Here is a 22,305-nt window from a genome sequence, read left to right on the forward strand (position 1 = left end):
TCATTCCGTCGACTTCCCCCCGAAGGGTTCCGTCGATTTCCTGCGCTCGACTTGCATGTATTAGGCACGCCGCCAGCGTTCGTCCTGAGCCAGGATCAAACTCTCCAAAGAATTTGATATAGCTCTTGAAAATGACGAAGCTTGCGCTTCAATCAAAACTTGTAAAACTTTTTTTGCCTCATCGTTCAGTTTTCAAAGACCAAATGTTGTCGTGTTAGCGACTTTTTAATAATAGCGAGTTCACTTTTTAAAGTCAACCGTTTTTTATTATTTTTTCACTTTTTTTCTGTTGCTCAAATTTGAACAGCAGCGACGTTTATTAATATATCAATGCCTGCACTATTCGTCAACTGTTTTTCTAAAAAAACTTTGATTGCTTCAAAAATTATTTCGATACGCTTAAATTGGCCGTGGACTCCCTTCTTAACCAATGGAAAAGCTCAGGCGAAATCACCTGAGCTCATCACTGGCAAGAGAACATTACGACGATTTAGACGAGACGCGTTTCTTCGTCTTTAATGACTCTTTAGGACCACTATTCGATTTTGACACTGCTTCACCGTGCGCTGGCGCTTGGAAGCGATGAAGCATCAACACTTGGTAAGCGTTGGCGAACACGAGCGTCGCAAGTGCCGGCCATAGAAGAGCGATCTCATCTGTCGCTTGCAGTGCCGGAATCCACTCGATCAACGTAATGACGATCATCAAGAAGAGCGCGGGGATAAATGCACTCGCGTTCGTCTGTCTCGCCTTGCTCGTCGCTACGATCCACGACACGACGACTAGGACGAGCATCTCTCCGATATAACGCCACATGTGATCATTGCCAAATGCGAGCATGCGTAGATAGACCGCGTCAAATAACGCGAATATGATCAAGACCACTTGAACTCGATTCCACAGTTTCGCTCCGCGGAATAAATCCAAGCCGACACGGTGGACGATCAAGTAGGCAAAAAAACCCATCATACTGATTCCCGTCCACGTACTCGAGTAACTGAGTGCCGTCACAATCGCTTCCCACGACTGACTGACCAAATAACCCGGATTGGCGAGTAAATTCATCAGGAACCCAAATAGCGTCCCGAAAACGAGTGTCGTCCAAAACAAACGTAAAAAACCTTGTACTTTCATCTGCTAACCATTCACCCTTCTATTTGTTGAATGACCGATTGCGCCAATTCATCATATGTTGTCTCAAACGGATGCCCGTCCCGGTAGACCGAAGGCGCAAAGTCGTCTTCATTGTCATACGGCTGACCGAGCGGGATTTGCGCGAGCAGTTTACTCTTGAGCGCTTCTGATAATTTTTCGCCGCCGCCGTAACCGAAGACGTATTCTTTCTCGCCCGTTACCTTGCTCTCGAAGTACGCCATATTCTCAATGATTCCGAGCACTTTATGGTTCGTCTTGATTGCCATCGCACCCGCTCGAGCCGCGACGAACGCAGCGGTCGCGTGAGGTGTCGTTACAATCAACTCCTGGCATGACGGGAGCATCGAGTGGATATCAAGCGCGACGTCACCTGTCCCTGGCGGTAAATCGAGCAACAAGTAGTCGAGGTCGCCCCACTCCACATCATTGAAGAAGTTGTTGAGCATCTTCCCGAGCATCGGTCCGCGCCAGATGACCGGCGCATTGTCTTCGACGAAGAAGCCCATCGAGATGACTTTTACCCCGAACCGCTCGACCGGGATGATCTTTTCACCTCGGACGACGGGACGTTCTTCAATCCCGAGCATGTCCGGGACACTGAACCCGTAAATATCTGCATCGATCAAGCCGACCCTTTTACCGGCACGTGCTAACGCGACCGCCAAGTTGACCGACACCGTCGACTTCCCGACGCCGCCTTTTCCTGAAGCGATTGCTATGAACGTCGTTCCTGAGTTTTCACGAAGGATAGCCGGTTTTGTCGCTTCTTTTAAACTTTCGTCATTTAGCGCTTCGAAACGAAGGCCGACCGTCTTAAAGCCTTTTCCTTTCAACAATGTGACGATCTCTTGTTGCAGCTGAAGCTGTTCCCCGCTCCCGGTCTGACCGAGCGCCACTTTCACGCTGACATAGTCTTCTTTAATTCGGACGTCTTTCACGCCAGCTGTATCTCCAAGCGTACGGTTGATCGTCGGATCGACCAATACTGCTAATTCTTCACGAACTTGTTCTACTGTAAGCATGTCATTCCCCCTAATTTCTGTCTCGATAACAGTATATCAAAAAAAGCGTTTTCTTGAGGGAACGAAAACTAACTATTTCTCGAGCAACAAAAAAACTCTCCGCCCATAAAGGGCGAAGAGTTTAGACCAAACTTTTCGAAGATTAACGCTTCGAGAACTGTGGTGCGCGACGTGCTGCTTTAAGACCGTATTTTTTACGCTCTTTCATACGTGCGTCACGAGTCAAGAAGCCTTTTTCTTTGAGGCTTGGACGGAATTCTGGGTCCGCTTGAAGAAGCGCACGTGATACGCCGTGGCGAATCGCTCCAGCTTGTCCAGTGAATCCACCACCGTTAACGTTAACGATGATATCGTATTTACCTTCTGTTTCAGTCAATACGAGTGGTGATTTTGCCATCATGATCAAAGTCTCATGACCGAAGTATTCTGAAATATCACGGCCATTTACAACAACTTTGCCGTCACCTGCAACGAGGTGAACACGAGCCACCGAGTGCTTGCGGCGGCCAGTTCCGTAGTAACGTACATCTGCCATCGTTTAGTTCCTCCTTGTGTCCCGATTAACCGCGAAGTTCGTAAACTTCTGGTTTTTGTGCTTCGTGGTTGTGCTCAGCTCCAGCGTAAACGTGGAGTTTAGTGAATTGTTGACGACCGAGTGATCCTTTTGGAAGCATCCCTTTGATCGCGAGTTCAAGCATACGCTCTGGGCGTTTTGCAAGAAGCTCTTTTGCAGTTTGTGATTTCAAGCCGCCTGGATGACCTGAATGACGGTAGTACATCTTGTCGTTCAGTTTGTTACCAGTCAATTTGACTTTCTCAGCGTTGATGATGATGACGTGGTCTCCGCAATCAACGTGTGGTGTGAAAGTTGGCTTGTGCTTACCGCGAAGAAGTGATGCTACTTCACTAGTCATACGACCGAGTGTTTTGCCTTCTGCATCGATAAGGTGCCATTTGCGTTCTACTTCAGATGCTTTAGCCATGAATGTCGTGCGCATGTGGAATACCTCCTAAAATGTCTGTTCATTTGATTTTTTTAATGCTTGTTTGATGCTTTATCATAATCCTAGTTTACGGGGCTAAGATTGTGGTTCATCTCTCAATGTGAAAATGAAATGCCAATGAATATGATACGTTTTTACAAGGGGAATGTCAATCTACTTTTTTATAATTCACATTCCATAAATATAGACCGTGCGGTGGAGCCGTAATCCCAGCACTGCGGCGGTCTTTCGCCGCGAGCATTCGACTCACATCGGCCGGTTCATACTTCCCTCTGCCAACCTCCATTAACGTACCGACCATAATCCGGACTTGGTTATACAGAAAGCCGGATCCGACGAAGCGAAAGTACATTTCGTCTCCCGCCTCAACAAGTTCCGCTTCATAAATCGTGCGGACACGGTCCACCACTTCTGACTTCGTCACCGAAAACGAAGTGAAATCATGTGTTCCGACGAGTGACCGGAGCGCTTGACGCATCCGTTCCCGGTCAAGCGCATACGTCACCGTCACGACATGGTGGCGGCGGAACGGATCGACGTCAGTGCGAATGAAGTAACGATACTCTTTCCGTTTCGCACCATAGCGGGCATGGAAAGAAACATCTACTTCTTCGGCCGAACAAACAAGGATATCATCTGGCAACATCGCGTTCAACGCTTTGACGAAGCGATCTGCCGGCATTGATAAATGCGTATCGAAGTGGATGACCTGACCTTTAGCGTGAACACGGGCGTCTGTCCGCCCAGAAGCGACGACTTTCACCGCCTGACCATGCATCCTCGCAAGAACCGTCTCGACTTCGGCCTGAACCGTATTGCCGTTCGGCTGGACTTGATAGCCCGCATAATTCGTCCCATCATAAGCAATCGTCAATTTAACCCGTCTCATCCTATCCCTCGCAATCCAATCAATATGAGTGTCAAGCAGACGAAAACGATCAACAATCCTGTGTCGCGCCGTTCCCACGTCATCTCACGCCACCTCGTCCGCCCTTCACCCCCACGGTACCCGCGGGCTTCCATCGCCGTGGCAAGGTCCTCAGCCCGCTTAAACGCGGACACGAACAATGGGATCATGAGCGGGACGACCGCTTTTAGCCGATCTTTAATCGGACCACTCTTTAAATCGACGCCTCGCGCCTGTTGCGCCTTCATGATGCGATCCGTCTCGTCGGCTAGCGTCGGCAAGAAACGAAGCGAGATGGACAGCATCAGGGCGATCTCGTGTGCCGGCACTCGTATGCGTTCGAGTGGACGAAGACCGGCTTCAATCGAATCGGTCAGTTCCATCGGCGTCGTCGTCAAGGTGACGAGCGTCGTCAACATGACGAGATAGAAGAAACGGAGCGAGACGATCAAGCCCATCCTCACCCCTTCCGAGTAAATCGAGAACGGACCGAGTGAAACGAGCAACGTCCCTTCCCGATTGAAGAACAGTTGCAACAGGAGTGTGAACACGATCAAAAATAAAATCATTTTCAACCCGTTCCATAAATAGCGCCATGACAACTGAGACAATTTGACCGCGAATAACGTGAACGCGAGTAAAAACACGTTCGTCCACAAATTGTCGGCCAAGAAGACGACTGGAATAAACCCAAGGATGAACAACGTTTTGGCCCGAGCGTCAAGTGTGTGCAGCCATGAATGACCGGGAATGTATTGCCCGATGATCATATGGCTCCCCCCTTTCTCAACTCGGCCGCAATCCAGTCCGCTAGTTCGACTTCCGTCCGAAGGGATGGAGGCTCGACTCCGAACGTCGGTGCGAGTTCAAGCGCGAGCCGAAGCACGTTCGGGACGTCGAGTTGCAACGAGCGAACGAGCGACTCGTCCTTGAACAGTTCGAACGGGTCACCGTCGAAAGCGACTTGTCCTTGTTCCATGACGACGACACGTTCCGCATACGTCAACACGTCATCCATGTCATGCGAGACGAGGATGAGCGTCAAGTCGAGTTCTTCTTTTAAACGTTTAAATAGCGCCAGCATGTCTTGACGGCCGAGCGGGTCGAGTCCTGCCGTCGGTTCATCGACGACTAAGACGTCCGGACGGCTCGCGAGCACGCCCGCAATCGCGACACGTCGCATCTGTCCGCCCGACAAATCGAACGGGGAACGGTCCCATAACGTTTCATCGAGACCGACAAGGCGCAGGGCCGCATGAGCCCGTTCTTTCGACTCGGCCTCCGTCGCACCGAAGTTGCGGGGACCAAACATCACGTCGCGTTCGACCGTCTCTTCAAACAGTTGATGCTCGGGATACTGAAAGACGAGCCCAACGCGGCGCCGAAGCGGAAGCAAACTTTGCTTTTTATCGCGACGCTTCGTAATCGCACGTACTGTAATGTCATCCACGACGACACGACCTTTTGTCGGTCGCAGTAAGCCGTTCATGTGCTGAACGAGTGTCGATTTCCCAGAGCCGGTATGGCCAAGAAACGCAACAAGCGCCCCCGACGGAATAAATACATTCACATCGCGCAGCGCGGTTCGTTCAAACGGAGTATTCAATTGATATTGGTAAGTCACTTCTTCAATGCTAATCGGCATAGATGGTTCACCAACTCCGAATGTTGTAGCATCAGACGATCGAGTGGTATGCCCCGTTCCTTCAGTTCGAGTTGCATCCGTACGATAAACGGCACATCCAATTGGATGGCACGTAACGCTTCCGGATTTCTAAACACGTCTTCTGGTGTACCGGTCATTGCAATTTTCCCTTTAGACAGGGCAATGATACGGTCGGCAAACAACACTTCGTCGAGCTCGTGTGTAATGGCGACAACGGTCATCCCTTCTGAGACGAGCTGTTGTACCGTTTGTAACACCTCTTTACGCCCAATCGGGTCGAGCATCGAGGTAGCTTCATCGAGCACGAGGACATGCGGGCGCATTGCGAGAGCCGAAGCAATCGCAACACGCTGCTTTTGTCCACCGGATAACTGATGCGGTTCACGGTCCGCTAGTTCCGATAATCCAACGCGCGCTAGACTGTCATCAATTCGACGAACCATTTCTTGACGTGGAAGTCCCATGTTTTCGAGAGAGAACGCCACATCATCGCGCACGGTCGCCCCGACAAACTGATTGTCGGGATTTTGGAAGACGACACCGATCCGTTTACGAACGTCCCACACGTCTGTGGCGTCCGTCGGATCGAGCGTCTCAACCCGGACCTCTCCTTCCTGAGGAAGCAAAAGCCCGTTCCACAACTTCGTCAAAGTCGACTTGCCGGAACCATTATGGCCAACGATGGCGAGCCATTCCCCTTTGTATACATCGAGTGACAACCCGTCTAAGGCTGGCTCGGTTTGTCCCGGGTAACGAAACACGACATCGCGTACCATAATTTGAGATTCCATCTGTCGACTCCTTTCCGATGTGGAAACAGGGCAATACGTGACCGCATGCCCTGTTGACTGCCTAATGAATTAGACGAGTTCGATGATTACGACTTCCGCACCGTCACCGCGGCGTGGGCCGACTTTCATGATGCGTGTGTATCCACCTTGACGTTCAGCGTAGCGTGGTGCCACGTCTTCGAACAATTTTTGGATTGCGTTTTTCTCTCCAGCGCTCTCTTTGCGAACGAATGAAGCTACTTGACGACGGGCATGAAGATCGCCACGTTTTCCAAGAGTGATTAATTTTTCAACGACTGGGCGAAGTTCTTTCGCTTTTTGTTCAGTTGTTTGAATGCGCTCGTTGATAATAAGGTCAGTTGCAAGATCACGCAAAAGAGCCTTGCGTTGCGAGCTTGTACGGCCAAGTTTCGAATAAGCCATTACATTTCCCTCCTTCGGTTGAACTTAGTCTTCTTTACGCAAGCCCAAACCGAGCTCGTCCAACTTGAGTTGAACTTCTTCGAGTGATTTACGTCCGAGGTTACGGACTTTCATCATCTCTTCCTCTGATTTGTTTGCGAGTTCTTGAACAGTGTTGATGCCGGCGCGCTTCAAGCAGTTGTACGAACGAACTGAGAGATCGAGTTCTTCGATCGTCATTTCAAGTACTTTTTCTTTTTGGTCTTCTTCTTTCTCGACCATAATTTCTGCGTTGAGAGCTTCGTCAGTCAAACCAACAAAGATATTCAAGTGTTCTGTCAAAATTTTCGCTCCAAGCGATACTGCTTCTTCCGGACGGATTGAACCATCTGTCCACACGTCTAATAGAAGCTTATCGAAGCTAGCATCTTGACCGACACGTGTTTTGTCTACTTCGTAGTTCACGCGTTGAATCGGTGTATAGATCGAATCGATTGGAATGACACCAATCGGCATATCATCACGTTTGTTATCTTCTGCCTGGACGTAACCACGACCACGGCGAGCAGTCAAACGCATGCGAAGCGTCGCATTGTCAGCGAGAGTCGCGATGTGGAGCTCAGGATTCAAGATTTCAACGTCGCTATCATGGGTAATGTCTGCCGCAGTGACAGCACCGGCACTTGAAACGTTAATCTCAAGCGTTTTCTCTTCTTCCGAGTACACTTTGAGCGCTAACTTCTTGAGGTTTAAAACAATTTGGGTGACGTCTTCGACGACTCCGTCAATCGTTGAGAACTCGTGAAGCACGCCATCGATTTGAACCGCCGTAATCGCTGCACCAGGAAGCGATGACAATAAAATTCGACGCAGTGAGTTGCCGAGAGTAGTGCCATATCCACGTTCAAGCGGTTCCACCACGAATTTACCAAACGTAGCATCCTCGCTGATTTCGACCGTTTCGATCTTTGGTTTTTCAATCTCGATCATCTGAACCCCTCCTTGAGTGTATCCTGCCACGCAGCTTGCGCTGCATTGTATATGTTGTTCGTGCTAGGTAAGCCCATCACACGCACAAACGATTATACGCGGCGACGTTTTGGAGGGCGGCAACCGTTGTGCGGAACAGGTGTTACGTCACGGATTGCAGTTACTTCAAGACCAGTAGCTTGGAGGGCACGGATTGCCGCTTCACGTCCAGCACCAGGACCTTTAACGTTAACTTCTACTGTACGCATACCGTTGTCCATTGCAACTTTCGCTGCAGTTTCAGCAGCCAATTGTGCTGCGAACGGTGTCGATTTACGTGATCCTCTAAATCCAAGGTTACCAGAAGTAGCCCATGAGATCGCGTTACCTTGCGTGTCAGTGATTGTGATGATTGTGTTGTTGAATGTAGAACGGATGTGTACCACACCGACTTCAATATGCTTTTTGACTTTACGTTTTGAACGTACATTTTGCTTACGTTTCGCCATTGTTCAATTCCCTCCTTTACTTCTTCTTGTTCGCTACTGTACGGCGTGGGCCTTTACGAGTACGCGAGTTGTTCTTCGTGTTTTGTCCGCGAACAGGGAGACTACGGCGATGACGGACACCGCGATAGGCGCCGATCTCGATCAAACGCTTAATGTTGAGTGAAACTTCACGACGAAGGTCACCTTCAACTTTAATTCCGTCAATTGCTTCACGGATGCGGTTGATTTCGTCTTCTGTAAGATCACGTGTGCGTGAATCTTCAGATACGTTTGCAGTCTTCAAGATTTCTTGTGCTTTTGTTTTACCAATACCAAAGATGTATGTGAGCGAAATAACGATACGTTTTTCGCGCGGAATATCTACACCAGCAATACGTGCCATGTGTGCACCTCCTCTTAGATTAACCTTGTTTTTGTTTGTGTTTCGGGTTTTCGCAAATTACCATTACTTTTCCTTTACGGCGAATAACTTTACATTTTTCGCAGATCGGTTTTACCGACGGTCTTACTTTCATGATTATACCCTCCTCCTGGAAAAATCGGAGTTACTTATAACGGTACGTGATTCGCCCGCGAGTCAAGTCGTACGGAGACAACTCGACAGTTACGCGGTCGCCTGGAAGGATTCGAATGTAGTGCATCCGAATTTTCCCTGAGACGTGCGCGAGCACCGTGTGGCCGTTTTCTAACTCCACTTTAAACATTGCGTTTGGAAGTGGTTCGATAACAGTGCCTTCCACTTCAATGACATCTTGTTTCGCCATCATTTATTCCCCTTTCTATATGAAGATATTTAGGAGCACAGACGATCTATTGTACAGTACTGTGAGAGAAGGATCCATAACGGATCAGCACGCAACAATAGAGCCTCATTCACCGGAATCGAGTTTCGTTAAAACCTCGTATCCATCGTCTGTGATGGCGATGGTGTGCTCAAAGTGGGCGCACATGCTACCGTCCACTGTCACAACTGTCCAGTTGTCAGCCAGCGTTCGAACATAGCGTTGACCAGCGTTGACCATTGGTTCAATGGCTAACGTCATCCCAGTCTTTAGGCGCGGCCCTTTCCCCGGTGGACCATAGTGCGGAATTTGCGGTTCTTCATGCAAATTTTGACCGACACCATGACCGACATATTCACGGACGACAGAAAACTCATGCGATTCAACATACGCTTGAATCGCATGCGAGATGTCTGTCAATCGCAGTCCAGCCTTGGCGTGCTCCAATCCTTTATACAGACTTTCTTCGGTTACGTCAAGCAACCGCTGTGTCTCTTCTGAGATTGTTCCCACTGGATAAGTCCAAGCGGAATCTCCATGGTATCCGTTATAGTGGGCACCGATGTCGATCGAGATGATATCTCCATCGTTCAACACCCGTTCTCCGGGAATTCCATGAACAAGTTCTTCGTTCACTGAAGCGCAAACACTACCGGTAAAACCGTTGTAGCCTTTGAACGACGGTGTCGCACCTTGGCTGCGAATGTAATCTTCCGCAATCCGGTCGAGCTCTAGCGTCGTAATACCTGGTTTGATGTGCTCTTTGAGCACCTGGTGCGTTCGAGCAACAATTTGCCCAGCCTCACGCATAATCGCAATTTCTCGAGGCGTCTTCGTGATGATCATTCAGTATCACCGAGTAACGCTTTAACATCGGCATAAACGACATCGATTGGACGATCTCCATCCAATGTACGAAGATACCCTTTTTCTGCATAAAAGTCAATAAGTGGTTTCGATTGCTCGATGTTGACGTCAAGGCGACGGCGAACCGTTTCCTCTTTATCGTCTTCACGTTGCATGAGTGCCGACCCATCCACATCACAGATGCCTTCCACTTTTGGTGGATTGAAGATCACATGATATGTCGCTCCACACGTCGGGCAGATCCAACGACCTGTCAAACGCGGAACGAGAATTTCCGCAGCCACATCAATGTTGACGACGTGGTCGATCTGTTTCCCCAAATCTTTAAGCAAACTTTCGAGTGCCTCTGCTTGAGCAACAGTACGCGGGAATCCATCGAGTAAAAAGCCATTTTTCGTATCATCTTGACTCAAGCGTTCACGTACGATTCCGATTGTTACCTCATCCGGTACGAGTTCACCTTTATCCATGAACGATTTAGCTTCTTTCCCAAGTGGCGTTCCGCCTTTGATTGCCGCACGAAACATGTCGCCTGTCGAAATGTGTGGGATTTGGTACTCTTCGACGATTTTAGCCGCTTGAGTCCCTTTCCCTGCACCCGGTAAGCCCATGAGTACTAGATTCATCTCAGTTAGCCTCCAGTTTTGATTTTCACGAACGGTTCGTAAACACGACAGGAAGGAAGGGAGAGCCCTTCCTTCCGCTTTAACGGATAAAGCCTTTGTAGTGTCGTTTTACGAGTTGACTTTCGATTTGTTTCATCGTTTCGAGGGCTACCCCGATTACGATCAACAAGCTCGTCCCTCCGATTTGCACCGAAGTTGGGAGACCGGCAAGCTTAATGAAGATTGTCGGCATGATCGCTACGAGCGATAGGAAAATCGCTCCGAAGAAAGTCAATCGATAGAGCAACTTCGTGATGTACTGTTCTGTTTGCGCCCCAGGACGAATCCCAGGAATATAGCCACCTTGCTTCTGCAGATTTTCTGCCATTTGCTCTGGGTTGACCTGAATAAATGTATAGAAGTAAGCGAACGCGATGATGAGCGCTACGTAGATTGACATTCCGATTGGAGATGTCGTATCGAAGTAAGTCTGCAACTTCTGCGTCGTTTCCGGAGAAGCAATGAAGCTTGCAACAGTTGGCGGTGTCACCATGAAGGAAATCGCGAAGATGACCGGGATGACACCAGCAGCGTTTAGCTTGATTGGCAAGTGCGTCGACTGACCGCCCACAGGGGTACGGTTCGCCGTGCGCTTCGCGTATTGAATCGGAATCTTACGTGCCGCTTGTTGAACATAAATGATTCCAACCGTCACAGCAAGAATAACGAGCAATAGCACAGCCAAGTAAACGATGTTAATGAATAACGCGTCTCCAGCATTTTGGAGCTTCGTCTCGTAAATCTGCGTGAAGATTCTTGGGAACCCAGCGATGATACCCGCGAAGATGATGACGGAAATACCATTCCCGACACCTTTCTCCGTTGTCATCTCACCGAGGAACATCAAGAACGCCGTACCTGCAGTAAGTACAATCGCGATCACGAAGTAGGTTGCCGTTCCCCACGTCTCATTGACGAGACCTGGGTAGAGGCGGTTAAATCCGAACGACAGTGATGTCGCTTGGACAAACCCTAACATGATCGTCCCATAGCGCGTGACCGTCGCTAGCTTCTTACGCCCGGACTCGCCTTGTTTTGCCCATTCGGCAAACTTCGGAACGACGTCCATTTGTAAAAGTTGTACAACGATCGATGCCGTGATGTACGGCATGATCCCCATAGCGAACAGGGAGAAGTTCTGTAAAGCATTTCCTCCAAACAAGTTCAAGAAGTCGAGTAGACCTCCTGAGTCAAAACGCAACACATCCGTATTCACCATCGGCACCGGGATATGGGCCCCGATGCGGAAAATGATGATGATTGCGAGTGTGAAGAGAATACGCTGTCGAATATCTTTCACGCGCCACATATTGGAGATCGTCTGAAACATCAGATCACCTCAACTGAACCGCCAGCTGCTTCGATCGCTTCTTTCGCTGCACCCGAGAATTTGTTGGCTTTAACAGTTAATTTTGTTTCAAGCTTGCCGTTAGCAAGTACTTTGATTCCGTCTTTAGCAGAGCTGACGACACCAGTCTCGATTAAGAGTTCTGGAGTGACTTCAGTACCTGCTTCGAAACGGTTAAGCGTGTCTAGGGAAACAACTGCATACTCTTTACGAGTAGGGTTGTTGAAACCGCGTTTTGGAAGACGACGGTAAAGTGGGTTTTGTCCACCTTCGAACCCTGGACGAACGCCACCGCCTGAACGAGCTTTTTGACCTTTATGTCCACGGCCAGAAGTTTTACCGTTACCAGTCGCCATACCGCGACCGACACGGTTGCGTTCGTGACGCGAACCTGGAGTTGGCTTCAATTCATGGAGTTTCATAGTGGCACCTCCTTATTATTAAAATCGATATTATTCGTTAATTTCTTCTACAGTCACAAGGTGCGACACTTTTTTGATCATACCACGCATCGCGACGTTGTCAGGGACAACGACGGTTTGATGCATTTTGCGAAGACCAAGTGTACGTACTGTTACACGCTGATCCTCGGGACGACCGATTGTGCTGCGTGTGAGGGTGATTGCGAGTTTCGCCATGTCTAGTTCCCTCCCTTATTTAAGAAGTTCTTCTACGCTTTTACCGCGTAGTTTAGCAACTTCCTCTGCTTTTTTAAGCTCTGTCAAGCCTTTGACCGTCGCACGGACGATGTTGATCGGTGTGTTTGATCCAAGCGATTTCGAAAGGATGTCACCTACACCTGCAAGTTCGAGCACTGCACGAACTGGACCACCGGCGATAACCCCAGTACCTTCAGAAGCAGGTTTCATGAATACACGACCTGCTCCGTATACTCCTGTGATTTCGTGTGGAATTGTTGTACCAACCATTGGTACTTGAACCATGTTTTTCTTAGCGGCTTCAATAGCCTTGCGGATCGCTTCTGGCACCTCTTGTGCCTTACCTGTACCGAAACCGACGTGACCATTTTTGTCACCTACGACTACGAGAGCGGCGAAACGGAAGCGACGGCCACCTTTCACAACTTTCGCGACGCGGTTTACGGTAACAACGCGTTCTTCAAGTTGTTCCATGTTAACGTCTAACTGGCGCATCGAGTGTCCCCTCCTTTTTGTTAGAATTTAAGACCCGCTTCACGAGCTGCTTCTGCAACAGCTTTGACGCGGCCATGATAGAGGTATCCACCACGGTCGAACACAACAGTGTCGATACCTTTCTCGAGTGCACGTTCAGCTGCAAGTTTACCAACAGCTTTCGCTGCTTCAACGTTGCCGCCGTTTGTAAGATCGAGTGCTTTATCTTTCGAAGATGCTGACACAAGCGTTGTTTGTGACGCGTCATCGATAAGTTGTACGTAGATGTTCTTGCTCGAACGGAATACGTTCAAACGTGGACGAGCTGCCGTCCCGGTGATCGTACGACGTACACGAGCATGACGTTTCTTACGAACTGCATTTTTATCTGCTTTTGTGATCATTTATGCCACTCCTTTCCGTTCATTTCGTGACGAATTACTTACCAGTCTTACCTTCTTTACGGCGAATACGTTCATCAGAGTAACGAACACCTTTACCTTTGTAAGGTTCTGGAGCACGGTACGAGCGGATTTGAGCTGCAACGTGACCGACGCGCTCTTTGCTAATCCCTTTTACGATGATTTGCGTGTTTGAAGGAACTTCGATCTCGATACCTTCTTCAGCAACGTACTCGATTGGATGCGAGTAACCGAGGCTGAGGACGAGTTTGTTACCTTGCTTAGCAGCACGGTAACCAACCCCTGAGATCTCAAGTGTTTTCTGGAACCCGTTAGACACACCTTCCACCATGTTGGCAATGAGGGCACGTGTCGTACCGTGGATCGTACGGTTCTCTTTCGAGTCATCCGGACGAACAACAGTTAGTTCGTTTTCTTCAATTTTGACTTCCAAGGCTGGGTTAGCTGAAAGCGAAAGTTCACCTTTAGCACCTTTTACTGTGACAATGTTGCCTTCTGCAACCGTTACAGTAACGCCAGCTGGAATCGTAACTGGTTTTTTACCAATACGTGACATTGATTACACCTCCGTTCTTGTTAGAAAAGTGACTTACCAGATGTAGGCGAGCACTTCGCCGCCGACTTGTTGTTGGCGAGCTTCTTTATCAGTCATAAGACCTTTTGATGTCGAAAGAACTGCGATACCGAGTCCTCCGAGTACTTTTGGTACTTCATCTGCTTTTGCATATACACGAAGACCTGGTTTCGAAATACGTTTGAGACCAGTGATAACACGTTCGTTGCTTGCTCCATATTTAAGGAAAAGACGAAGTGTACCTTGTTTAGCGTCCTCGATATATTCAACATCGCGAATGAAACCTTCACGCTTGAGGATCTCTGCAACCTCACGTTTGATATTAGAAGCTGGAAGCTCCAATTTTTCATGGCGAACCATGTTAGCGTTACGGATACGTGTAAGCATATCTGCAATAGGGTCTGTCATTACCATGCGATGTACCTCCTTTCACACTGTTAGTGGATTACCAACTTGCTTTTTTAACACCAGGGATTTGACCTTTGTATGCAAGATCACGGAACTTGATACGGCTGATCCCGAATTTACCCATGTAACCATGTGGACGACCTGTGATACGGCAACGGTTATGAAGACGTACAGGTGACGAGTTACGTGGCAATTTGCTGAGTCCGATGTAGTCGCCTTCAGCTTTTAATTGCGCGCGTCTCTCAGCGTACTGGGCAACGAGTTTCTCGCGTTTTTGCTCGCGATTCACCATTGACTTTTTAGCCATGTTGTCGACCTCCCTTTATTATTTTTGGAATGGCATTCCGAGAAGTGTGAGCAATTCACGTGCTTCTTCGTCTGTGTTCGCTGTTGTAACAACAACGATATCCATACCGCGTACTTTAGTTACTTTATCGTAATCGATTTCAGGGAAAATAAGTTGCTCTTTCACACCAAGCGTGTAGTTACCGCGTCCGTCGAATGCTTTCTTCGATACACCGCGGAAGTCACGTACACGTGGAAGTGAAACAGTTACTAATTTGTCGAGGAAATCGTACATGCGCTCGCCACGAAGTGTTACTTTCGCACCGATCGGCATGCCCTCACGAAGTTTGAAACCAGCGATTGATTTCTTAGCCTTCGTTACGAGTGGTTTTTGACCTGAAAGAATTGATAATTCTTCCACTGCCATGTCAAGAGCTTTCGAGTTCGAAACAGCGTCACCTACACCCATGTTGATGACGATCTTGTCGACTTGTGGCACTTGCATAACCGAGTCATAGTTGAATTTATCCATCATCGCTTTCACGATGTCGCTTTTATACTTCTCTTGCAAACGGTTCATAGTCGAATGGACCTCCTTTCGTCACGTTGTTCTTATTTATCGAGTACTTCGCCCGATTTCGCGACACGAACTTTTTTACCATCGACTACTTGGAAACCAACGCGAGTTGGTTTGCCCGTTTTAGGGTCGATTGGCATGACGTTCGAGACGTGAATTGGTGCTTCGATTTCAAGGATACCGCCTTGTGGATTCGCTTGTGATGGTTTAGCGTGTTTTTTCATCACGTTAACCCCTTCGACGACTACGCGGTTCTTGCTTGGCATAGCTTTGAGGATAACCCCTTGCTTGCCTTTATCTTTACCAGACATTACCTGGACTGTATCGCCTTTTTTAACATGCATCGTTTTGCGCACCTCCTTATAGGATTGAAATTGGAAATTAAAGTACTTCCGGTGCCAACGAAACGATCTTCATGAATTCTTTTTCACGAAGTTCACGTGCAACTGGCCCGAAGATCCGAGTGCCGCGTGGGCTCTTGTCATCTTTGATGATGACTGCTGCGTTCTCATCGAAACGGATGTACGAACCATCTTTACGACGAGCGCCGCGTTTTGTACGAACGACAACTGCTCTGACAACGTCACCTTTTTTAACAACGCCACCTGGTGTTGCTTGTTTTACCGTCGCGACGATGATGTCACCGATGTTTGCAGTCTTACGACCTGAACCACCGAGGACTTTAATTGTCAACAGTTCACGCGCGCCAGAGTTGTCTGCTACTTTCAAGCGAGATTCTTGTTGAATCATGCGAGTGTACCTCCCTCCGGATGTTTATAGATCCGAACTGTTATTAGATGATTACTGATTCTTCTACTACTGTTACGAGACGGAAACGTTTGTCTTTAGAAAGCGGACGTGTTTCCGCGATGCGGACTACATCGCCTACTTTAGCGACATTGTTCTCATCGTGCGCTTTAAATTTCTTCGTGTAGTTTACACGTTTTCCATAAAGCTTATGACGTACTTTTGTTTCAACTGCAACGACGATCGTTTTGTCCATTTTGTCAGACACGACGCGTCCAGTGAGTACTTTACGCTTATTGCGTTCCATGAGTGTTACCTCCTCTTCAATAATCCGATTAGATTAGCCGTTGTTGATGCCGAGTTCGCGTTCACGAAGAATCGTTTTAGCACGCGCAATCGACTTGCGTACTTCACGGATACGAGCAGGATTCTCAAGCTGACCTGTAGCTAATTGGAAACGAAGGTTAAAGAGTTCTTCTTTCCACTCGCCTACTTTACCGTTGAGCTCTTCATTTGTTGATTGACGGAGATCAGTTGCTTTCATTCGTATCACCACCATTTTCTTCACGTTTCACGAACTTACATTTTACTGGAAGTTTGTGCGCTGCAAGGCGAAGTGCCTCACGTGCGACTTCCTCAGATACACCCGCGATTTCGAACATTACTTTACCAGGCTTAACTACAGCTACCCAGCCTTCTGGAGCACCTTTACCCGAACCCATTCGAACTTCGAGAGGCTTTTTAGTGTACGGTTTGTGTGGGAAGATCTTGATCCACACTTTACCGCCACGTTTCATATAACGTGTCATTGCGATACGTGCTGATTCGATTTGACGGTTTGTGATCCAGCTCGCTTCGAGCGATTGGAGACCGAATTCACCGAAATGTACTGTTGTGCCGCGTTTTGCATTTCCGCGCATTTTACCACGGTGTACACGACGATATTTCACGCGTTTAGGTAACAACATAGTGTGTTGCCTCCTTCCTGAAAGAGTGTTTATTATTTAGTGTTTTTTGTTGGAAGAACTTCTCCGTGGTAAAGCCATACTTTAATTCCGATTTTACCATACGTTGTGTCAGCTTCAGCTGTTCCGTAGTCGATGTCGGCACGGATTGTATGAAGCGGAACTGATCCTTCTGAGTACTTCTCTGAACGAGCGATATCAGCGCCACCAAGACGACCAGAAACTTCTGTTTTGATCCCTTTGATGCCAGTGCGCATCGAACGTTGAATTGACTGTTTCATTGCACGACGGAATGACACACGGCCTTCCAATTGACGAGCGATGTTCTCAGCAACAAGCTTAGCGACTGCATCCGCGTTTTTCACTTCAACAACGTTGATGTGAACACGTTTGCCTTCAGCAAGCTTTGTGATATTTTTACGGAGTGACTCGATTTCCGAACCACCTTTACCGATGACCATACCTGGTTTCGCAGTGTGAAGCGAAATGTTTACGCGGTTTGCAGCGCGTTCGATTTCAACTTTAGCCACACTAGCATCCTTCATTTTGTTTTCGATGTATTCACGAATAACGTAGTCTTCATGAAGGAGATCTGCGTAGTCTTTCTCAGCGTACCAACGCGAATCCCAGTCTTTGATAACACCAACGCGAAAACCGTGCGGATTTACCTTTTGACCCACTACATATCCCTCCTTATTTCTCAGTTACCACGATGTGAATGTGGCTTGTGCGTTTGTTAATACGACTTGCGCGACCCATCGCACGTGGGCGGAAGCGTTTGAGTGTTGGACCTTCGTTGACGAAAATTTCAGATACAACAAGGTTCTCAATGTTCATATCGTAGTTGTGCTCTGCGTTAGCAATCGCTGACTTCAATACTTTTTCAACGATTGGCGACGCTGCCTTGTTCGTGTGAGCAAGGACAGAGAGCGCTTCGCCGACTTGTTTCCCGCGAATTAAGTCTACAACGAGACGTGCTTTGCGAGGAGCAAGACGGACCATATTAGCTGATGCTTTAGCTTGCATGGATTTGACCTCCCCTCAGATTACCGTTTCGTTTTCTTGTCTGATCCGTGACCTTTATACGTGCGTGTTGGAGCGAATTCACCAAGTTTGTGACCGACCATGTCTTCTGTCACGAATACTGGTACGTGTTTACGACCATCGTGTACACCGAACGTGTGACCCATGAATTCTGGGAAGATTGTCGAGCGACGTGACCAAGTTTTGATGACTTGCTTCTCACCAGATTCGTTAAGTTTGTCAACTTTAGCGAGCAAATGGTGATCTGCGAATGGACCTTTTTTCAAGCTGCGACCCATGATAGAACCTCCCTTTGGAATGATTCGGGAACGGCTCTTTCGAACCGCCCAAGAATCATGTAATAATTATTTCTTACGACGACGAAGGATGTACATGTCGCTCGATTTGTTTTTCTTACGAGTTTTGTAACCAAGAGCTGGTTTACCCCAAGGAGTAAGTGGGCCCGAACGACCGATTGGCGCACGACCTTCACCACCACCGTGTGGGTGATCAACTGGGTTCATTACAGAACCACGTACTGTTGGGCGTTTGCCTAACCAACGTGAACGTCCTGCTTTACCGATGTTTACAAGTTCGTGTTCTTCGTTACCAACTGAACCGATTGTCGCGCGGCAAGTGCCGAGGAACAAGCGTGATTCACCTGATTGAAGACGAACGATGACGTACTTGCCGTCACGTCCTTGGATTTGTGCCGATGCACCAGCCGCACGAACAAGCTGACCGCCTTTACCAGGCTTAAGCTCGATGTTGTGGATAGTAGTACCGACAGGGATGTTTACGAGTGGAAGAGCGTTCCCCACTTTGATATCCGCTTCAGGACCAGACATGATTTCCATGCCTACTTTGATGCCCTTAGGAGCGAGGATGTAACGTTTCTCACCATCTGCATAGTTGATGAGGGCGATGTTAGCTGAACGGTTTGGATCGTATTCGATCGTAGCAACGCGTCCGATGATAGCATCTTTGTTACGTTTGAAATCGATGATACGGTATTTACGTTTGTGCCCGCCACCTTGGTGACGTACAGTCAAACGACCTTGGTTGTTACGACCGCCTTTTTTCGAAAGCTTTTCAGTTAACGATTTCTCAGGACGGTTCGTTGTGATCTCTGCAAAGTCGAGAGATGTCATGTTACGGCGACCGTTAGTGGTCGGCTTAAACTTTTTAATTGCCATCGAGGATTCCCTCCTTTTCTTCTAAGGTAGTAAATTAACCGAGGAAGTCGATTGTGTTGCCTTCAGCAAGAGTTACGATCGCTTTTTTACGACGCGATGTGTAACCAGAGTGACGACCGACACGTTTCGCTTTCGGTTTAATGTTCATTGTGTTTACCGAAGCAACTTTCACGTTGAAGATTGTTTCGATAGCGTGCTTCACTTGTGATTTAGTCGCTTTAACGTCGATCTCGAAAACGTATTTGTTAGCTTCCATGAGGCTAACTGAACGCTCAGTGATGATAGGACGTTTGATGATATCGTATGCTTGAGCCATTATGCAAGCACCTCCTCTACCTTCGCAACCGCATCTTTAGTGAAGATGACTTTGTCGTTAGCAACGAGGTCAAGAACGTTAACGCCTGCTGCCTCGATTACAGTCACTCCTGGGATGTTACGAGCTGCGAGAGCGATAGTCTCATTGTAGTCCGCTGTGACTACAAGAGCCTTACGTTCTACTGATAGGCCAAGAAGTACTGCGACCATATCTTTTGTTTTTGGTGCATCGAAAGCAAGGCCTTCGAGGACGATCATTTCGTTGTTTTGTACTTTCGACGACAAAGCCGAGAGAAGTGCAAGACGACGAACTTTTTTAGGAAGCTTGTAAGAGTATGAACGTGGAGTTGGACCGAAGACTGTTCCACCACCAACCCATTGTGGTGAGCGGATCGAACCTTGGCGCGCACGACCAGTTCCCTTTTGTTTCCATGGTTTACGGCCGCCACCGCGTACTTCCGAGCGACCTTTCGTATCGTGAGTACCTTGACGGCGTGATGCTTGTTGCATGACGATCGCGTCATAAAGTACTGATTCGTTTGGTTCGATACCGAAAATGGCTTCAGCCAATTCGATTTCGCCAACTTGTGAACCTGTTTGGTTTAGCAAAGCTACTTTAGGCATTCGTAATTCCTCCTTTCCGTGCAGTTAATTAGTTACCTTTGACAGCTGTCTTGATGATGACGTTCGATTTACGAGCGCCTGGGATTGCGCCTTTAACGAGTACAAGGCCGCGTTCCACGTCAACTTTGACAATTTCAAGGTTTTGAATCGTTTTACGCTCGCCACCCATTTGACCAGGAAGAAGCTTCCCTTTAAATACGCGGTTAGGAGCTACAGGACCCATTGAACCAGGGCGACGGTGGTAACGCGAACCGTGGGACATTGGTCCACGTGATTGTCCGTGACGCTTAATCGCACCTTGGAATCCTTTACCTTTTGAAGTACCTGTTACGTCCACTAATTCACCTGCAGCGAAAATGTCCGCCTTGATCTCTTGACCGATTTCGTATCCTTCTACTGAAGTACGAATTTCTTTCATGAAGCGCTTAGGTGTCGCGCTTGCTTTCGCAGCGTGACCTTTTGCCGGTTTGTTTTGACGCGATTCTTTGATGTCTCCAAAACCGAGTTGAACTGCTTCGTAACCGTCTGTTTCAAGTGTTTTAACTTGAAGCACGACGTTTCCTTCGACAGCAACTACTGTTACCGGTACGACTTCGCCTGCTTCGTTGAAGATTTGAGTCATACCAAGTTTTGTTCCTAAGATTCCTTTAGCCATGAGATACACCTCCTGTTTAATAATTATTGTCTCTTCTGGCTAGTATCTACTATATGAAGAATTAAAGTTTGATTTCGATGTCAACACCTGATGGTAATTCGAGACGCATAAGCGCATCAACCGTTTTTGGTGTTGGGTTAACGATGTCGATCAAGCGTTTGTGTGTACGCATTTCGAACTGTTCACGAGCATCTTTATACTTGTGGACCGCACGAAGGATCGTGTAGATCGATTTGTCAGTTGGAAGCGGGATTGGGCCCGAGACCTTCGCACCTGAACGTTTCGCAGTTTCAACGATTTTCTCAGCTGATTGATCGAGAACGCGATGGTCGTATGCTTTTAAGCGAATACGGATTTTTTCATTTGCCATGTAAGTTTCCCTCCTTTGTCGCCTACTTTTAAAAATAGACAGTTCTCAGCGGAAATTTCCACACCGGCCATGGCAAAGCTGCCTGGCGTGTCATAACCTCCCGCTTCATCGCAGCGTGCTTGTGTCAGCAGAGGCATCCGATCATTGCAAATCAACGATAGGACCCATTTTCTGCTGTAAAGTCTCTCACCACTCGCACAAACACTTAATCATTATATCGAATCTGCAAAACAAATGCAAGATTTGATTTTTTTCGATCGTGCCGGATGTCTGATGAGTTGTTCAACGTTCACTAATGTAACAAGATTCGAACCCTTTTGCAAGTTCTTTTCCTTCTTTTGTTGAACTATTTTTCAAAAGAAGGCCCATGCCAACTCTTCCTAGCGTTTCATATACTCTTTAAACTGCTCAGTCACGGCTTCGATGACCGATGCCGGGGCTCGTTTCAGACACGATTGCACAATCGAGTTGTTGAACGGGTGCGTCATAAAGTATTCGTGCAGCTTGTCGACTTTCTCTCCCCGCCCCATCACTGAATAGAGGACGACCCACTCTTCAAGATGCATCCAACTCCCGTCCGGTTCAATGTAAGGATGCGTATAAATCCCGTCCGTACAACGCATCCGAAAACTAGCCATCACGTCGATGTCCTGGCCTTCAAACGTATATTCGCCAAAGTACGTCGTCATATACTCGTCATGCGGATCAGACTCTTCTTTTTTTCCGGCACGGCTGAGCACACGGTCAATCGTCTCGAACTGGTCAGGCTCAACGAACAGATCCAAGTCATGCGCCGTCTCGACGATCCCGTGATGCTTGAGTAAACTTGACCCACCAAAGCGGCAGGCAACGCCGTTCAACCGACAAAGCGTCTCCACTTGCTTTTCCATCGTCGATTCTCCTTCCTACAATCCTATCTCCTAT

At 48.0% G+C, this 22,305-nt stretch carries 39 protein-coding genes and 1 rRNA gene; all 40 read right to left on the reverse strand.

Annotated elements, in window-relative coordinates; translation table 11 throughout:
• A 16S ribosomal RNA gene (locus EVJ26_RS12530) occupies window positions 1-111 on the reverse strand; the annotation flags it as partial.
• A gap of 369 nt (window positions 112-480) precedes the next feature.
• Window positions 481-1,134: a KinB-signaling pathway activation protein gene (locus EVJ26_RS12535; RefSeq protein WP_131470621.1), complete on the reverse strand. Its 654-nt coding sequence runs from the start codon at window positions 1,132-1,134 to the stop codon at window positions 481-483.
• A gap of 11 nt (window positions 1,135-1,145) precedes the next feature.
• Complete coding sequence (locus tag EVJ26_RS12540) at window positions 1,146-2,177, reverse strand: P-loop NTPase (RefSeq protein WP_131470623.1); 1,032 nt, start codon at window positions 2,175-2,177, stop codon at window positions 1,146-1,148.
• Between the two features lie 142 nt (window positions 2,178-2,319).
• Window positions 2,320-2,712, reverse strand: coding sequence for a 30S ribosomal protein S9 (gene rpsI / locus EVJ26_RS12545; protein WP_070329232.1), 393 nt, complete (start codon window positions 2,710-2,712; stop codon window positions 2,320-2,322).
• 25 nt (window positions 2,713-2,737) lie between these two features.
• Entirely contained in the window at window positions 2,738-3,175 is a 438-nt protein-coding gene (gene rplM / locus EVJ26_RS12550; RefSeq protein WP_016510784.1) for a 50S ribosomal protein L13, read from the reverse strand.
• Window positions 3,176-3,329: 154 nt separating this feature from the next.
• A complete protein-coding gene (truA, locus tag EVJ26_RS12555) occupies window positions 3,330-4,070 on the reverse strand; it encodes a tRNA pseudouridine(38-40) synthase TruA (RefSeq protein WP_131458641.1) in 741 nt (246 codons plus the stop codon).
• Window positions 4,067-4,858, reverse strand: a complete 792-nt coding sequence (locus EVJ26_RS12560; protein ID WP_070329234.1) for an energy-coupling factor transporter transmembrane component T family protein — start codon at window positions 4,856-4,858, stop codon at window positions 4,067-4,069. The genes truA and EVJ26_RS12560 overlap by 4 nt, the downstream gene beginning before the upstream one ends.
• Window positions 4,855-5,733, reverse strand: coding sequence for an energy-coupling factor transporter ATPase (locus tag EVJ26_RS12565; RefSeq protein ID WP_016510779.1), 879 nt, complete (start codon window positions 5,731-5,733; stop codon window positions 4,855-4,857). Before EVJ26_RS12565 ends, EVJ26_RS12560 begins: the two co-directional genes overlap by 4 nt.
• Window positions 5,709-6,545: an energy-coupling factor transporter ATPase gene (locus EVJ26_RS12570; RefSeq protein ID WP_070329236.1), complete on the reverse strand. Its 837-nt coding sequence runs from the start codon at window positions 6,543-6,545 to the stop codon at window positions 5,709-5,711. The genes EVJ26_RS12565 and EVJ26_RS12570 overlap by 25 nt, the downstream gene beginning before the upstream one ends.
• Window positions 6,546-6,614: 69 nt before the next feature.
• Complete coding sequence (gene rplQ, locus EVJ26_RS12575; RefSeq protein WP_016510776.1) at window positions 6,615-6,968, reverse strand: 50S ribosomal protein L17; 354 nt, start codon at window positions 6,966-6,968, stop codon at window positions 6,615-6,617.
• Between the two features lie 24 nt (window positions 6,969-6,992).
• Window positions 6,993-7,937 (reverse strand): DNA-directed RNA polymerase subunit alpha, encoded by a 945-nt coding sequence (locus tag EVJ26_RS12580; RefSeq protein WP_070329237.1) that lies wholly within the window; start codon window positions 7,935-7,937, stop codon window positions 6,993-6,995.
• Between the two features lie 92 nt (window positions 7,938-8,029).
• A complete protein-coding gene (rpsK, locus tag EVJ26_RS12585) occupies window positions 8,030-8,425 on the reverse strand; it encodes a 30S ribosomal protein S11 (RefSeq protein ID WP_070329238.1) in 396 nt (131 codons plus the stop codon).
• 16 nt (window positions 8,426-8,441) lie between these two features.
• Complete coding sequence (gene rpsM / locus EVJ26_RS12590; protein ID WP_035386113.1) at window positions 8,442-8,807, reverse strand: 30S ribosomal protein S13; 366 nt, start codon at window positions 8,805-8,807, stop codon at window positions 8,442-8,444.
• Between the two features lie 19 nt (window positions 8,808-8,826).
• Complete coding sequence (gene rpmJ, locus EVJ26_RS12595) at window positions 8,827-8,940, reverse strand: 50S ribosomal protein L36 (RefSeq protein ID WP_003156543.1); 114 nt, start codon at window positions 8,938-8,940, stop codon at window positions 8,827-8,829.
• A 30-nt stretch (window positions 8,941-8,970) separates the two neighbouring features.
• Window positions 8,971-9,189 carry a translation initiation factor IF-1 gene (gene infA / locus EVJ26_RS12600; RefSeq protein WP_035386112.1) on the reverse strand — a complete coding sequence of 73 codons (219 nt, stop codon included), beginning with the start codon at window positions 9,187-9,189 and terminating at the stop codon, window positions 8,971-8,973.
• A gap of 105 nt (window positions 9,190-9,294) precedes the next feature.
• Window positions 9,295-10,053, reverse strand: a complete 759-nt coding sequence (map, locus tag EVJ26_RS12605; protein ID WP_131458640.1) for a type I methionyl aminopeptidase — start codon at window positions 10,051-10,053, stop codon at window positions 9,295-9,297.
• Window positions 10,050-10,700, reverse strand: a complete 651-nt coding sequence (locus tag EVJ26_RS12610) for an adenylate kinase (RefSeq protein ID WP_070329239.1) — start codon at window positions 10,698-10,700, stop codon at window positions 10,050-10,052. The genes map and EVJ26_RS12610 overlap by 4 nt, the downstream gene beginning before the upstream one ends.
• 79 nt (window positions 10,701-10,779) lie before the next feature.
• Window positions 10,780-12,069: a preprotein translocase subunit SecY gene (gene secY, locus EVJ26_RS12615; protein WP_070329240.1), complete on the reverse strand. Its 1,290-nt coding sequence runs from the start codon at window positions 12,067-12,069 to the stop codon at window positions 10,780-10,782.
• On the reverse strand, window positions 12,069-12,509 hold the full coding sequence (gene rplO, locus EVJ26_RS12620; RefSeq protein WP_021066618.1) for a 50S ribosomal protein L15: 441 nt from the start codon (window positions 12,507-12,509) through the stop codon (window positions 12,069-12,071). Before rplO ends, secY begins: the two co-directional genes overlap by 1 nt.
• Before the next feature lie 30 nt (window positions 12,510-12,539).
• Window positions 12,540-12,725: a 50S ribosomal protein L30 gene (gene rpmD, locus EVJ26_RS12625; protein WP_016508937.1), complete on the reverse strand. Its 186-nt coding sequence runs from the start codon at window positions 12,723-12,725 to the stop codon at window positions 12,540-12,542.
• Window positions 12,726-12,740: 15 nt separating this feature from the next.
• Complete coding sequence (rpsE, locus tag EVJ26_RS12630) at window positions 12,741-13,241, reverse strand: 30S ribosomal protein S5 (protein ID WP_016508948.1); 501 nt, start codon at window positions 13,239-13,241, stop codon at window positions 12,741-12,743.
• Window positions 13,242-13,261: 20 nt separating this feature from the next.
• Window positions 13,262-13,624 carry a 50S ribosomal protein L18 gene (gene rplR / locus EVJ26_RS12635; RefSeq protein ID WP_070329241.1) on the reverse strand — a complete coding sequence of 121 codons (363 nt, stop codon included), beginning with the start codon at window positions 13,622-13,624 and terminating at the stop codon, window positions 13,262-13,264.
• Between the two features lie 34 nt (window positions 13,625-13,658).
• Window positions 13,659-14,198: a 50S ribosomal protein L6 gene (gene rplF, locus EVJ26_RS12640; RefSeq protein WP_016508938.1), complete on the reverse strand. Its 540-nt coding sequence runs from the start codon at window positions 14,196-14,198 to the stop codon at window positions 13,659-13,661.
• A 33-nt stretch (window positions 14,199-14,231) separates the two neighbouring features.
• Window positions 14,232-14,630, reverse strand: a complete 399-nt coding sequence (gene rpsH, locus EVJ26_RS12645) for a 30S ribosomal protein S8 (RefSeq protein WP_021066614.1) — start codon at window positions 14,628-14,630, stop codon at window positions 14,232-14,234.
• Window positions 14,631-14,661: 31 nt separating this feature from the next.
• Window positions 14,662-14,931, reverse strand: coding sequence for a 30S ribosomal protein S14 (rpsN, locus tag EVJ26_RS12650; protein WP_035386110.1), 270 nt, complete (start codon window positions 14,929-14,931; stop codon window positions 14,662-14,664).
• A gap of 18 nt (window positions 14,932-14,949) precedes the next feature.
• The gene (gene rplE, locus EVJ26_RS12655) at window positions 14,950-15,489 is read right to left on the reverse strand and encodes a 50S ribosomal protein L5 (RefSeq protein ID WP_016508927.1); all 540 of its coding nucleotides are present in this window, start codon (window positions 15,487-15,489) and stop codon (window positions 14,950-14,952) included.
• A 32-nt stretch (window positions 15,490-15,521) separates the two neighbouring features.
• Window positions 15,522-15,830, reverse strand: a complete 309-nt coding sequence (gene rplX / locus EVJ26_RS12660) for a 50S ribosomal protein L24 (RefSeq protein ID WP_070329242.1) — start codon at window positions 15,828-15,830, stop codon at window positions 15,522-15,524.
• A gap of 37 nt (window positions 15,831-15,867) precedes the next feature.
• Window positions 15,868-16,236: a 50S ribosomal protein L14 gene (gene rplN, locus EVJ26_RS12665; RefSeq protein ID WP_012727667.1), complete on the reverse strand. Its 369-nt coding sequence runs from the start codon at window positions 16,234-16,236 to the stop codon at window positions 15,868-15,870.
• A 43-nt stretch (window positions 16,237-16,279) separates the two neighbouring features.
• Window positions 16,280-16,540: a 30S ribosomal protein S17 gene (gene rpsQ, locus EVJ26_RS12670; RefSeq protein WP_016508930.1), complete on the reverse strand. Its 261-nt coding sequence runs from the start codon at window positions 16,538-16,540 to the stop codon at window positions 16,280-16,282.
• A 33-nt stretch (window positions 16,541-16,573) separates the two neighbouring features.
• Window positions 16,574-16,777 (reverse strand): 50S ribosomal protein L29, encoded by a 204-nt coding sequence (rpmC, locus tag EVJ26_RS12675; protein WP_016508900.1) that lies wholly within the window; start codon window positions 16,775-16,777, stop codon window positions 16,574-16,576.
• Complete coding sequence (rplP, locus tag EVJ26_RS12680) at window positions 16,764-17,201, reverse strand: 50S ribosomal protein L16 (protein WP_016508922.1); 438 nt, start codon at window positions 17,199-17,201, stop codon at window positions 16,764-16,766. Before rplP ends, rpmC begins: the two co-directional genes overlap by 14 nt.
• Window positions 17,202-17,233: 32 nt before the next feature.
• Complete coding sequence (gene rpsC / locus EVJ26_RS12685) at window positions 17,234-17,878, reverse strand: 30S ribosomal protein S3 (RefSeq protein ID WP_035386108.1); 645 nt, start codon at window positions 17,876-17,878, stop codon at window positions 17,234-17,236.
• A 13-nt stretch (window positions 17,879-17,891) separates the two neighbouring features.
• The gene (rplV, locus tag EVJ26_RS12690; RefSeq protein ID WP_021066609.1) at window positions 17,892-18,224 is read right to left on the reverse strand and encodes a 50S ribosomal protein L22; all 333 of its coding nucleotides are present in this window, start codon (window positions 18,222-18,224) and stop codon (window positions 17,892-17,894) included.
• A 20-nt stretch (window positions 18,225-18,244) separates the two neighbouring features.
• Window positions 18,245-18,520 (reverse strand): 30S ribosomal protein S19, encoded by a 276-nt coding sequence (gene rpsS / locus EVJ26_RS12695; RefSeq protein WP_012727673.1) that lies wholly within the window; start codon window positions 18,518-18,520, stop codon window positions 18,245-18,247.
• A gap of 66 nt (window positions 18,521-18,586) precedes the next feature.
• Entirely contained in the window at window positions 18,587-19,417 is an 831-nt protein-coding gene (gene rplB, locus EVJ26_RS12700) for a 50S ribosomal protein L2 (RefSeq protein WP_070329243.1), read from the reverse strand.
• Between the two features lie 34 nt (window positions 19,418-19,451).
• Window positions 19,452-19,733 carry a 50S ribosomal protein L23 gene (gene rplW / locus EVJ26_RS12705; protein WP_071398658.1) on the reverse strand — a complete coding sequence of 94 codons (282 nt, stop codon included), beginning with the start codon at window positions 19,731-19,733 and terminating at the stop codon, window positions 19,452-19,454.
• Window positions 19,733-20,356: a 50S ribosomal protein L4 gene (gene rplD, locus EVJ26_RS12710; RefSeq protein ID WP_016508943.1), complete on the reverse strand. Its 624-nt coding sequence runs from the start codon at window positions 20,354-20,356 to the stop codon at window positions 19,733-19,735. The genes rplW and rplD overlap by 1 nt, the downstream gene beginning before the upstream one ends.
• A gap of 28 nt (window positions 20,357-20,384) precedes the next feature.
• Window positions 20,385-21,011 (reverse strand): 50S ribosomal protein L3, encoded by a 627-nt coding sequence (rplC, locus tag EVJ26_RS12715; RefSeq protein ID WP_016508913.1) that lies wholly within the window; start codon window positions 21,009-21,011, stop codon window positions 20,385-20,387.
• 61 nt (window positions 21,012-21,072) lie between these two features.
• A complete protein-coding gene (rpsJ, locus tag EVJ26_RS12720) occupies window positions 21,073-21,381 on the reverse strand; it encodes a 30S ribosomal protein S10 (RefSeq protein WP_016508894.1) in 309 nt (102 codons plus the stop codon).
• 380 nt (window positions 21,382-21,761) lie between these two features.
• A complete protein-coding gene (locus tag EVJ26_RS12725; RefSeq protein ID WP_131458639.1) occupies window positions 21,762-22,271 on the reverse strand; it encodes a hypothetical protein in 510 nt (169 codons plus the stop codon).
• Window positions 22,272-22,305: the final 34 nt, after the last annotated feature.

It is taken from the genome of Exiguobacterium sp. SH3S1, from assembly GCF_004337105.1.
GTDB classification, from domain to species: Bacteria; Bacillota; Bacilli; order Exiguobacteriales; family Exiguobacteriaceae; genus Exiguobacterium; species Exiguobacterium aurantiacum_A.